General features: G+C 68.1%; 8 protein-coding genes. 2 read left to right on the forward strand and 6 right to left on the reverse strand.

What is annotated here, in order from left to right; all coding sequences use genetic code 11:
* The 3 genes from VGR06_RS00595 to VGR06_RS00605 form a co-directional block, all read right to left on the reverse strand.
* The coding region (locus VGR06_RS00595) for an AAA family ATPase (RefSeq protein WP_327556914.1) at positions 1-1,884 on the reverse strand (1,884 nt) is incomplete at its 3' end.
* A 22-nt stretch (positions 1,885-1,906) separates the two neighbouring features.
* A complete protein-coding gene (locus tag VGR06_RS00600; protein ID WP_327556915.1) occupies positions 1,907-2,800 on the reverse strand; it encodes a site-specific DNA-methyltransferase in 894 nt (297 codons plus the stop codon).
* Between the two features lie 500 nt (positions 2,801-3,300).
* The gene (locus VGR06_RS00605; protein WP_327556916.1) at positions 3,301-3,588 is read right to left on the reverse strand and encodes a DUF2277 domain-containing protein; all 288 of its coding nucleotides are present in this window, start codon (positions 3,586-3,588) and stop codon (positions 3,301-3,303) included.
* Between the two features lie 187 nt (positions 3,589-3,775).
* On the opposite strand from VGR06_RS00605, the gene VGR06_RS00610 reads away from it, so the two are divergent.
* Positions 3,776-5,629 (forward strand): bifunctional metallophosphatase/5'-nucleotidase, encoded by a 1,854-nt coding sequence (locus VGR06_RS00610; RefSeq protein WP_327556917.1) that lies wholly within the window; start codon positions 3,776-3,778, stop codon positions 5,627-5,629.
* Between the two features lie 58 nt (positions 5,630-5,687).
* On the opposite strand, the gene VGR06_RS00615 is transcribed toward VGR06_RS00610, so the two are convergent.
* Together VGR06_RS00615 and VGR06_RS00620 are read right to left on the reverse strand one after the other, a co-directional pair.
* Positions 5,688-7,097 carry an ATP-binding protein gene (locus VGR06_RS00615; RefSeq protein WP_327556918.1) on the reverse strand — a complete coding sequence of 470 codons (1,410 nt, stop codon included), beginning with the start codon at positions 7,095-7,097 and terminating at the stop codon, positions 5,688-5,690.
* On the reverse strand, positions 7,094-8,752 hold the full coding sequence (locus VGR06_RS00620) for an FAD-dependent oxidoreductase (protein WP_327556919.1): 1,659 nt from the start codon (positions 8,750-8,752) through the stop codon (positions 7,094-7,096). Before VGR06_RS00620 ends, VGR06_RS00615 begins: the two co-directional genes overlap by 4 nt.
* 189 nt (positions 8,753-8,941) lie before the next feature.
* Here VGR06_RS00620 and VGR06_RS00625 point away from each other — a divergent pair, with 189 nt between their 5' ends.
* Complete coding sequence (locus tag VGR06_RS00625; RefSeq protein WP_327556920.1) at positions 8,942-11,872, forward strand: AfsR/SARP family transcriptional regulator; 2,931 nt, start codon at positions 8,942-8,944, stop codon at positions 11,870-11,872.
* Here VGR06_RS00625 and VGR06_RS00630 read toward each other — a convergent pair.
* Positions 11,861-12,013, reverse strand: coding sequence for a hypothetical protein (locus tag VGR06_RS00630; RefSeq protein ID WP_327556921.1), 153 nt, complete (start codon positions 12,011-12,013; stop codon positions 11,861-11,863). The two genes, VGR06_RS00625 and VGR06_RS00630, sit on opposite strands and share 12 nt — an antisense overlap.
* Between the last annotated feature and the right edge of the window lie 158 nt (positions 12,014-12,171).

The following is a 12,171-nucleotide window of genomic DNA, read 5'->3' on the forward strand; positions in this document are numbered from 1 at the left end:
CCGCCGGGCTTGTGGGAGCTGTACAAGCTCGAACAACTCTTCGGCGCGCGACAATTGAGTCTCGTCCAAGTGGCTCATCTGAGGGACTAGGCGATCAGTCACCGCCCAGTCAAGCGCTTGCGTGGCGTCCATACCGTTCACGGTCTGGAGGAGCAGCACACGAAATATGTCAACGAGCTGTGCCGTGCCGACCGGCCACCCTGCCGTTCCATCGACTGTTACTCGCAGCCTTTCGATCAGCTCCTGTGCGAGGGCAATCTGTACTTCAAGCTGGTTAACTACGGCATTTAGCGGGTTTAAAGTAATCACTGAACCATAGGTGGATGATAGCCAGTCATATGCGATGCCCAAGCTGCTCTGTGTTTCAGGATAAATGCCCGTCGTGCCCTGAGCTGCACGTGGCACGCCGATTGTTATGAATTGAAAGCGCCGAACCAAGCCTTGAGAGATCGGATTGACGAAACTGGTGTCGAGGTCGTTCATTGCGGCGATGATGCGGAATCGAGATGGTACCCACAGCTGCTGACGTCCCTCCGTCTCGAACCACAGGTCGATCGGACTGCGGTCCAGGTTCGCCGCGTCGCACGAGGACAACATCGTGTAGAGCGAACCGATTGCCTTGTCAATGTCCGCTCGGTTGAATTCATCAATCAGGAGCCATGCTCCCTGAACGCGGCGAGCTTGAGAGGTGGACACGTCGTCCCCGCCGTCTGCTTCTGCGTTAACGTCTTCCCGAACACACAACGCGCACTTCAGTGCAGCATCGGCAACTTTTCCGTAGGACGGTTCGAAGCGGTTGTCACGGCTTGGCCGTAGCCCACCCACTACATGGAAAGGTGACCACTCGCTGGTCGCTGTCGACTCAAGTAGTATAACGTCGAAGGCATCGGCAAGGATACGGGCGAGTGTTGTCTTTCCTGTACCAGGTGGACCCTGCAAGATCAAGTGTCCGACGAGCAAGGTTGCGACACACCGCGTCACCAGGGTATCTGCATCCGGTAGGATGATTCGCTTTGCTTCAAGTTGAGTGAGTACTTTCTGCACGATGCGGGCGATATTGGCGTCACGCAGATAATAGGCACAGAAATCACGCGTCCATCGAAGGTCGTCAACCTGAGTATCAATCTGGGCCGTTTCACTCCAGCCGGTGACTAATTTCGGCGGTGTTGTGGACGGTACGTCCAAAATCATGTCGTCCAAGTCTGCGGAAGGCATCTTCTTGAAGAGCCCAATCATGGCCAGAATCTCTTCATTCGAAGCTGGCTGGCTGGCCGCCCACTCGGTTTCATTCACTTTTGTATAAGCTTGAGCGTACTCAGGGAAGTCTTTCCTGTAAAATTCTTCGAGATCCGTTGAGTGCAATGGATACTGCTTGTCGAACCAGTCGAGATAAGACTCCAATTGGGGCAGATTCTCATCTCGGCCGAGCCAAAGCGCCAAGCTGAGGCGGTTGACAGGTTTCACCCGGTTATCGGCGAGAGCCCGACCAGCCGTGGGCCGCAGTGCGGTCCCGATGCGCTTGCTGTGGTCGTCGTTCCACGCGATGTCGAATAGCTCCTGGCCGAGTAGATCCTGGGTTCGAAGGCGCTGCAGAGTTGATCCCGGATAATCATTGCGTATGAAAGTTGGGGAATCTTGCCATACGGCAAGGTATGGATTTTTCTCTTTCAGGTTCCCTTCTTTGCGCAGGCGAAATGCCTCCAGAACAGGGCGTTCATGCCTCGTACCAAAAGCCTTGATCGTGGGAAGTCCCATGTCGAGAACCGGGTCGGCATCTGACTTACGAGCGCGGAGTAATGCTGGGATGGTGACAATAGTCAACGGGTGACTACCAGCAAGGTCTGCGGCGGCGTCCGCGAGGATGACCGACGAGGGGTAAGGCATCTCTCAATTGTAGCCGATGCGACTAACAGTCGAGCAAGGCCATGGGGATCTGATCAGAGTCAAGGATGTTGACGATGTGCTCGCAGAAGGTGGGGTTCAACTCCACCCCGATGGCGTCTCGCTCCATCTCGAGCGCAACCGACATGGTGGTGCCGCCTCCGACGAACGGATCAAGGACTGTGCCACCAGGCGGGCAGCCGATTGAGATGCAACGACGGACAAGATCTCGAGGATACGGTGCATAGTGAGTGCCGCGTGCCAGCGAGTTTCTCTCCGGTTCGATGACCCAGATGTCTTCATCGCCCTCCAGCGCATCTCGGTCGAAGTAATACTTAGTTGACTTAGTGAACATAAATATATGTTCATATTTGCGCCAGGGGCGATCCTTGGCAGTGGGCTCTGGGATGCTGGACTGGCGCATCCAGACAATGTCGCTTCGGAGCGTCCAACCGGCTGTCTGCATCGCAAGGGCAACGCGCCACGGTATACCAATAAGCGACTTGCGGGGCAGTCCTAGACCAGGTCCATCGACGGCGCGGAGGACCGACATCCGCCTCCTCTTGTGCTTGGCGTCGGCTCCATGTGGACGACCTTTGGCGTTGTAGTAGGTGTCGCCCAGGTTGAGGAAGACGGTGCCGGTCGGCCTCAGTGCATGCCGAAGTGCATTCATCGACTCGACGATGTTGTCGACGAACCCCTGGATGCTGGCTTCCATACCTATCTGGCCATCGACGTCATAGTCGCGCTGCCAGAAGTACGGAGGACTCGTTACTACGCAGTCGATCGAGTTTGCTTCGAGCAATGGAAGCTCGCTCCGGCAATCGCCCTGGATCAAGATCCAACTACGGCCCGAAAGCTCCCCTGAAGCGTAGATATTCGGACGATCTCCAGATCCGGCCAACTCACTCAGCGTCACGTTGCGAATCTCCCCTCGGTCGATCGCGCCACACTACCGTACTGTAAGAGATTTCCGTCGGTAGGTGCTGGCGACGCGCCGATCCGATGGCGCTGGATGATTCCCATACGGTTGACCCGTGGACGAAGCACGGTTTCTCGCCGGTCCGAAGGAGGTCGCGGTCGTGCTTGGGGTGGCGGCGAATACTGTCAACGTGTGGCAGCGACGGACAGGTACGGCCTTCCCCGCGCCGCTCGTACGGCTGGCTGGGGGCTGCATCTGGGATATACGTGATGTTATCGCATGGGCGGATGCCACGGACCGGCCTGTTCGTCAGCGGGACTACACGGCACCGGGCTGGATCGGCCAGATTGAATCGTCGTAGTTGGCGCCATCCTCACAGCCTGGATGCTAGGACCACCCACCGACAGTGACGCACGGTGGCCAAAATTCTGGTCCCGATGCGGCGCTCGGGTTGTCCACAGGTGGGGACAACTCTGGGGATAAGTCGAACGGGTGTTCTACTTGGTGGCTCGGGCGGCTTCGCGGGCGGCGATGCGGGCCTGGACTTCGGGGCGGCGCAGCGGGGGGACGGTGGTGGGGGGTTGGCGGCGGGCAGGGAGCTCGGCCAGCAGGCGGGTGGTGATGGCGGTGACTTCGGCGACAGCGGCTTCGAAGGGGGCGCGGGTGGCGTCGGTGAGGGACTGGATACCGGTGACCTTGCGGATGTACTGGCGCGCGGAGGCTTCGATCTCCTCGGGGGTGGCGGCGGGCTCGAGGCCGCGGAGGACGGTGATGTTTCGGCACATGGGGCCAGGGTACGGGCTCACCTGGTTACGGTGGGTGCGGTGGTGATTGCGGTGGGGAATGGTTAAGGGTGTTACGAGATAGAAGCGACAGGCATTGTTTGTTCACAGGCCATCTGGAGGCTAGGCACGGGGGGTGGTGGAAAGGCAGGATGCACTCCGGTCGGGCGTGCTGTTGATGGAGGCGAACGTGTTACGTGCGAAGTCCCTGTTCCGCCATGCCGTGGCGCCGGCGATCGCGGCCGGGTTCCTGCTGGCCGTGCCGCTGGTGTCGGCGCCGAACGGGCAGCAGGGAGCGGCGGATCGGTGGACGCCGATGTCGCCGGTGAACGTCGATTACCAGATTGACACCGGGAAGCACGGGGTGGCCAAGGGGAAGCTGCTCACGTTCAACGACTTCCACGGGAACCTGGAGCCGCCGACCGGGAGCGGCGGGCTGGTGAACGGGAACCCGGCGGGTGGCGTCGAGTACCTGGCCACGCACCTCACGCGGCTGCGGCAGCAGGGTGCGGACGCCGGGCAGAAGGTGATCACCGCGGGGGCCGGGGACATGATCGGGGCCTCCCCGCTGACCAGCGCGGCGTTCCATGACGAGCCGAGCATCGAGACGCTGTCGCAGCTGGGGCTGGAGGTCACCTCGGTCGGGAACCACGAGTTCGACGAGGGCGTCACCGAGCTGAAGCGCATGCAGCGCGGCGGCTGCCACCCGACCGACGGGTGCCAGGACGGCGACGGGTTCGCCGGCGCGGACTTCCGTTATCTGGCCGCGAACGTGGTGGACAAGCGGACCCGGCTCCCGATCCTGCCGCCGTTCGACATCAAGATCGTGCAAGGTGTTCCGGTCGCGTTCGTCGGCATGACGCTCAAGGGCACGCCGAGCATCGTGAACCCGGCCGGCATCACCACCGTCGACTTCCTCGACGAGGTGCAGACCGCCAACTCCTACGCCGACCTGCTGGGCTGGCTCGGCATCAAGTCGATGGTGCTGCTGATCCACGAGGGCGGCCAGCAGAACCCGCCGCCGACCCCGCAGGACCCGTCCGGCTGCGCCAACTTCGCCGGCCCGATCGCGGGCATCGTGGCGGGGCTGCGTCCGGCGTACGGCCTGGTGGTCTCCGCGCACACGCACCGCTTCTACAGCTGCGCGCTGCCCAACTCCTCCGGCGCGAGCTCCGTGGTCACCAGCGCCGGCTCGTTCGGCACGCTGATCACCAACATCGACTTCACGCTGGACAAGAAGACCCGGAAGTTCGCCAGCATCGCCGCGCAGAACGTGATCGTGGAGAACGGCGTGCGGCTGCCGGACGGCTCGTGGGCCAAGGACGCGGCGGGCAACTTCATCCGCAACCCCGACCTGGTCGACGCCGGCGAGAAGGCGATCGTCGACAAGTACCGCACGGCCATCGCGCCGATCGCGAACCGGGTCGTCGGCAAGATCACCACGGACATCACCCGGACCGTGAACCCGGCCCAGGAGAGCGCGCTCGGTGACGTGATCGCCGACGCCCAGCTCGCCTACACCCGGTCGGCGCCGGCGAGCGCGCAGATCGCGCTGATGAACCCGGGCGGCATCCGGGCGGACCTGAGCTTCGCGTTCTCCCCGGGTGGTGAGGCACCCGGCGACGTGACCTACGGCGAGGGCTTCACCGTGCAGCCGTTCAACAACCTGGTGGTCACCCAGACGCTGACCGGCGCGCTGCTCAAGGAGTTGCTGGAGCAGCAGTTCGTCGGCTTCGGCGGGCAGACCACGCAGCGGGTGCTGCAGATCTCGGCCGGGCTGACCTACTCCTGGGACAGCACGAAGGCGCCCGGTGAGAAGGTGTCGAACCTGGCGCTCAACGGGGTGCCGATCGACCCGGCCGCGAGCTATCAGGTCACCACGAACGACTTCCTGGCCAACGGCGGCGACGGGTTCACCAAGCTGACCGGCGGCACCAACCGGATCACCGCGCCGGGCTTCGACATCGACGCCTTGGTGGCCCACCTCGGCGCCGGCGCCCCGGTGGGGCCCGGCCCGCAGAACCGGATCAACAAGATCGCCTGACGCGTACGGGGTGCGATGAAGGCGTCCTTTCTCACGCTGGACGCGAGGAAGGCGGCTTTCATCGCACTCCGGGTTCGGTCTGCCGTAGCCGGACCTGGAACCGGGTGTCGCCGGGTTGGGAGACCACGCGGAGGTCGCCGCCGTGGCGGTCGACCACGATGCGCCAGGACAGGTCGAGGCCGAGGCCGGTGCCCTCGCCGACGCCCTTCGTGGTGAAGAACGGTTCGAAGATCTGCTGGCGCATGGACTCCGGGACGCCGGGGCCGGTGTCGCACACCTCGACGAGTACCCAGTCGCCGTCCAAACCGGTGCGGACGGTGAGCGTGCCTGACCCGGCCATGGCGTCCAGCGCGTTGTCGATCAGGTTGGTCCAGACCTGGTTGAGCTCGGCCGGGTAGGCCGGGATCCGCGGCAGGCTGCGGTCGAACTCCTTGACCAGCGTAACTCCGTCGCCCAGCTTGGAGTGCAGGATCACCAGCGTCGACTTCAGGCCTTCGTGCACGTCGATCCACTGGTGCGGGGCGCGGTCCAGCTGCGAGTACTGCTTGGCCGAGGCCATCAAGTTGGAGATCCGCGCGGTGGCGTCGCACACCTCGTTGATCAGTGTCTCGGTCTCCACCGTGTAGCCCAGCCAGTGCACCGCGCCGACCAGGTAGTTGACGTCCACTTCGGACTCGAGCCGGTCCAGGTCGGCGACCGTCACGCCGCCGCCCACGAAGATCGGCGCCAGGTCCCAGCCGTTCGGCACGTCGTGCGCGTCCAGCCAGTCGCCCAGCTCGTCCTCCCGGTCGGACGTCTCCATCGGCGACAGCTCCTCCACGGAGGACATTCGCTCGACGATCTCCTCCTGCAGCGCGGTGAGCCGCTTGAGCTGCACCGCGTCCAGGTCGGAGCCGGCCAGGATGGCGAGCTTGTGCCGCATGCCGGCGACCCGCTCGCGCAGTGACGCGGTGGCCCGGCTGGCCGCGGCGGCGGGGTTGTTCAGTTCGTGGGTGAGGCCCGCGGTCAGCCGGCCGAGCGCGAGCAGCCGCTCCCGCGGGGCGATCACCGTCTCGCGTCGCTCACTGCCGACCGCGATGCCGGCCAGCAGGTGTGTGGCCATCGGGAACCAGCGGCGGAACTGCGCGCCGAACTCCTTGGCCGGCAGCACGAGGAACTCGCAGTCGGTGATCGCGCGGGTCGAGCCGCGGTAGTTCGGCTCCTCCTCACCGAGGTAGAACTGCACCGAGCCGGTGTAGGAGCCGCGGTGGTCGCTGCGGTTGATCTCCATGTCCTCCCCGCGGACCTGGCGGGTCATCGACAGCGTGCCGGACAGCAGCACGTAGAACCCGGTCGCCGGCTGCCCCTCGGTGGTGACCATGGTGTTCGCCGCGAACCGCGCCACATGGCCGTTCTCGGCCACCCAGGCGAGCTGCTCGTCGGTGAGATCGGCGAACAGGAACAGCTCGCGCAGCTCCTCGGGGGTCATCGGTCCTCCAGATAGCGGTGCACCAGCGTGACGGCCATGGCGCCCTCGCCGACCGCGGAGGCCACCCGCTTGACCGACTCGGAGCGCACGTCGCCGGCCACGAACACGCCGGGCAGGCTGGACTCCAGGTAGTACGGGTCGCGCTGCGGCCGCCAACCCCGCGGGCGCTGGCCGTCCACCAGCAGGTCCGGGCCGCTGCGGATGAAGCCGCGCTCGTCGCGGTCGATCTCGTCGCCGAGCCACTCGGTGCGCGGCGCGGCGCCGATGAAGATGAACAGGTGGCCGGTGTCCACGGTCTCCGGGGCGGCCAGCGCCGAGCCGCAGAGCGTCAGCTGCTCCAGGTGCTCGGTGCCGTGCACCCGCTCGACCTCGACGCCGGTGCGCACCTCGACGTTCTTGATCTCCCTCAGCTGCTCGATCAGGTAGTGCGACATGGACGCCTCCAGCGACGGCCCGCGCACCAGCAGCACCACCCGCCGGGCGTGCCGGGAGAAGAACACCGCGGCCTGGCCGGCGGAGTTCGCGCCGCCGACGATGTAGACGTCCTCGCCCGCGCACTCCGGCGCCTCGGTCATCGCCGAGCCGTAGTACACGCCGCGGCCGGTCAGGTCGGCACAGCCGGGCGCGGGGTGCATCCGGTAGTCCACCCCGGTCGCGATGATCACCGAGTGCGCGGCGAGCTCGGTGCCGTCACCGAAGGAGATCACCCGCTGCGAGCCGCGGGCGAAGAGCCCGGTCACGTCCCGCGCGGTGAGGATCTCCGCGCCGAACTTGCTGGCCTGCCGGCGGGCCCGGTCGGTGAGCTGCGCGCCGGAGACCCCGTCCGGGAAGCCGAGGTAGTTCTCGATCCGCGAGCTCTGCCCGGCCTGGCCGCCGGTCGCGCGCCGCTCCACCAGCACGGTCTTGAGGCCCTCGGACGCGCCGTAGACTGCGGAACCCAGCCCGGCCGGGCCGGCGCCGACCACGATCAGGTCGTAGAAGTCCAGTGCCGGCGTGGTGGACAGGCCCACCGCGGCGGCCATCTCGCTCTCGTTCGGCGCGGTCAGCACGGTGCCGTCCGCGGTGATCACCAGCGGCACGTCGGCGGGGTCCGCGCCGGCCGCCTCGAGCAGCCGCTGCCCCTCCGGTTCGTCCACGCTGTACCACCGGTAGGGCACGGCGTTGCGGGCCAGGAAGTCGCGGGCCAGGTAGGACGGGGCGGACCAGCGGTGGCCGACGACCTTCGTCTCGGTGACCGTCGGCTCGCCGACCGCGCGCCAGGTCTCCACCAGCGCGTCCACCACCGGGTAGAGCTTCTCCTCCGGCGGGTCCCACGGTTTGAGCAGGTAGTGGTCGACGTCCACCACGTTGATCGCCTGGATGGCCGCGTCGGTGTCCGCGTAGGCGGTCAGCAGCGCGCGGCGGGCCTGCGGGAACAGGTCCATGGCCTGCTCGAGGAACTCGATGCCGTTCATCTGCGGCATCCGGTAGTCGGCGAGCATGGCGGCCACCGGCTCGCCGCGCAGCTTCAGCTCGCGCAGCGCCTCCAGCGCCGCCGGCCCGGACTCGGCGCGGACGATCCGGTAGTCCTCGCCGTAGTGGCGACGCAGGTCCCGCGCCACCGCGCGGGAAACGGCCTGGTCGTCGTCGACCGTGAGCAGAACGGGTTTGGTCACGCCATCACCTCGCAAGCTCGGTGATTGGCTGGCCTGTCGCCTCGCATGCTCGGCGACAGGCCAGTGCTTGATGGTTCGCTCGCAAGCTCGCTCACGAATCCGAAGGTATCTCAACCGCCAATAGTCCGGCCTGGACTATTGCGCTTAGTCACGCCACACTGACTCGCAGTCTCAACTTTGAGGATCGCCATGGAGTTTCGGCTGCTGGGTCCGGTCGGGGTGTGGGACGCGGGCCGGCCGGTGCGGGTGGGTGGCCGGCGGGAGCGGACCATGCTGGCGGTGCTGCTGCTCGCGGGCGGGCGGCTGGTGCCGGTGGAGAAGATGATCGACGCGGTGTGGGGCGACGTGCCGCCGCCGACCGCCCGGCGGCAGGTGCACAGCGGGGTGTCGGAGCTGCGCCGGGTGCTCGGCCTCCGGCTGGTCACCCGGGAGCCCGGCTACCTGCTCGCGGTCGAGCCGGATGCCGTTGACCTGCCAGCCTTCGAGTCGATGGCGCAGACCGCGCGGCGGGCTGCCGCGCAGGGCCGGCCGGAGGAGGCGGCGGCCGGGTTCCGGGCGGCGCTGCGGCTGTGGCTGGGGCCGGCGCTGTCCGGGGTGAGCGGGCTGGCCGGCGAGGCGGCCCGGCTGGAGGAGCGGCGCCTGGCCGTGCTGGCCGAGCGGATCGACGCCGACCTCGCCGGCGGGCGGCACGCGGACCTCACCGGCGAGCTGGCCGGGCTGGTCGCCGAGCATCCGCTGCGGGAGCGCTTCGCCGCGCAACTCATGCTGGCGCTCTACCGGTGCGGCCGGCAGCCCGAGGCGTTGCGGGTCTACCGGGACGCCCGGCGCGCGCTGTCCGGCGGGCTCGGTCTCGAGCCGGGCGGTGAGCTGCGCCGGCTGGAACGTGCCGTGCTGGCCGGGGATCCCCGGCTCGACCCGCCCGCGCCCACCCCGGCGGCACCCTGCCTGCTGCCGGCCGACGTCCGGGACTTCACCGGCCGGGACGCCGAGGTCGCGCTGCTGTGCGCGGCGCTCGGGGCACGCGAGCCCGAGGCGGTTGCGGTGTCCGGCCGCGGCGGGGTCGGGAAGACCGCGCTCGCCGTGCACGTCGCGCACCGGCTGCGGCCCGATTTCCCGCACGGGCAGCTGTACGTGAACCTCCACAGTGGACACACGGAGTCGGGTGAGGTGCTCGGCCGGTTCCTGCGCGCGCTCGGCGTGGACGGCACCGCGATCCCGGCGGATCTCGACGAGCGGGCCGAGCTCTACCGCGTCCGGCTCGCCGGGCGGAAGGTGCTGGTGCTGCTGGACAACGCCGGGGACGAGGCGCAGGTGACACCGCTGCTGCCGGGCGGTGCCGGCAACGCCGTGCTGGTCACCGGCCGGTCCCGGCTGGGTGGCCTCCCCGGTGCCCGGCGGATCGAGCTGGACGTGCTCGATCCCGAGGAAGCGTTGCGGCTGCTGGGAACCATCGTGGGTGAGCACCGGGTCGCGGCGGAGCCGGCCGCGGCCGCCGACCTGGTCCGGCTGTGCGGGCGGCTGCCGCTGGCCGTGCGGATCGCCGGCGCCCGGCTGGCCGCGCGGCCGCACTGGCTGCTCGCCGATCTGGTCGCGCGGCTGTCCGACGAGCGGCACCGGTTGGACGAGCTCAGCTACGGCGGCCTGGCGGTGCGGGCCAGCCTCGAGATCTCGGTCCGCGGCCTGGACGCCGACGCGCGCCGGTTGTTCCGCCGGCTGGGGTTGCTGGACGCGCCGGACTTCGCCGGCTGGGTCGGCGCGGCGCTGCTCGGCATCCCGGTGTCTGGAGCAGCCGACCTGGCCGAGCGCCTGGTGGACGCCCGGCTGCTGGAGGTGGTCGGCCGGGACGCCTGCGGTGAGGTGCGGTTCCGGTTCCACGACCTGGTCCGGGCCTACGCGCGGGAGCGGGCCGAGCGGGAAGAGCGTCCGGCGGCGCGGCGGGCCGCCCTGGCCCGGGCGTTCGGGGCGTGGCTGGCCGGGGCCGAGCGGGCGCACCGGGCGGTGTACGGCGGCGACTTCGCGATCGTGCACGGCTCCGCGGCCCGCTGCCCGGTCGTGGGTGAGCCGGCGGATCCGTTGGCCTGGCTGGAAACCGAGCGGCTCGGCATCGTGGCGTCGGTGGCCCAGGCGGCCGGGCTGGGGCTGGCCGAGCTGGCCTGGGACCTCGCCGGCAGCTGTGTGGCGTTCTTCGCCATCCGCTGGTACCTCGAGGACTGGCGGCGGACGGCGGAGTGGGCACTCGAGGCGACCCGGCGCACCGGCAACCGGCGGGGCGAGGCGGCGACGCTCTACGCCCTGGGCGCGTGGCTGGACGCGCACGGCAGCTACGAGGAGGCGACGAGCCATCTGGTGAAGGCGCTGCGAACGTTCGAGGAGCTGGGGGACCGGCACGGCTGCGCCGTCGTGCTCGTCGAAATGTCGCATCTGGACAGACGGCTCGGCCGGTTCGACGCCGCGCTCGAGTCCGGCGCGCGGGGCCGGGCGCTGGCGCACGAGGTGGGCGACCGGGCGGCGGAGTCCTCGGCGGTGCGCAGCATGGCGCAGACCCGGCACGCGCTCGGGCGGTACGACCTAGCCGAGCGCGGCCTGGCCGCCGCTCTGTCCATTTTGGATGGTACGGACAGCCGGCGGGACCGGGCCCAGGTGCTGTACTCCATGGGCGAGCTGCACTTCGGCCGGGGCGCGCTGGACGCCGCGCTCGAGGCGTACGGCCAGGTGCTGGACATCGTGGGTGAGCTGCGGGACCGGGCCGGTGAGGCGCACGCGCGGCACGGGGTCGGCGCGTGCCACCTGCGCCTCGGCGACCAGGCGGCGGCCGAGGCCGAGCTCGGGCGGTCGCTGGCCATCGCCCGCGAGGCGGGGCTGCGGTTCATGCAGGCCCGGGTGCTGTCCGACCTCGGCGGCCTGCGGTGCGCGCAGGGCCGGCCCGCCGAGGCGGATTCCTTGCTGTGCCAGGCACTTGAGCTGTGGCGGGCGCTCAAGGCGCCGCTGTGGGAGGGCCGGACGCTGCGCTTGCTCGGCGACGTGCGGCGGGCCCGGGGCGACGACGACGGGGCGGCGCGGGCCTGGGCGGGCGCCGAGGCGCTGTTCGCCGAGCTCGGCGCCCCGGCGTCAGCTCAGTAGGAAGAACAGCGCCGCGGTGGCCAGCGAGCCGAGCACGAACCCGGCGACGGCCAGCGCGCCGAACACCTTCGCCTTGCCCAGCACGACGGTGATGGCCAGGCTGCTGGCCAGGACGCCGGCGGCGATCGCGGTGCCGCTCATGAGGGCTCCTCTCTAACCCGAACTTACGGAGAATCTTTCTCACATTGCCTACTTGAGCTGGGAAGATCGCTCAAAGTGGGCGAAATCTGTGGACACAAAAACCCTGCTACTCTCTGTCGAAGTAGCAGTACTCCCGATCACACTCCGTCGATTTTCGG

The sequence above is a fragment of the Actinophytocola sp. genome (genome assembly GCF_036002505.1).
In the GTDB taxonomy this organism is placed as follows: Bacteria; Actinomycetota; Actinomycetes; order Mycobacteriales; family Pseudonocardiaceae; genus DASYTH01.

Bases quoted from the DNA above. Each gene is read 5' to 3' on its own strand.
- VGR06_RS00605 (WP_327556916.1), bottom strand. From the start codon at position 3,588: ATGTGCCGAAACATCACCGTCCTCCGCGGCCTCGAGCCCGCCGCCACC.
- VGR06_RS00615 (WP_327556918.1), bottom strand. From the start codon at position 7,097: ATGACCCCCGAGGAGCTGCGCGAGCTGTTCCTGTTCGCCGATCTCACC.
- VGR06_RS00625 (WP_327556920.1), top strand. From the start codon at position 8,942: ATGGAGTTTCGGCTGCTGGGTCCGGTCGGGGTGTGGGACGCGGGCCGG.
- VGR06_RS00630 (WP_327556921.1), bottom strand. From the start codon at position 12,013: ATGAGCGGCACCGCGATCGCCGCCGGCGTCCTGGCCAGCAGCCTGGCC.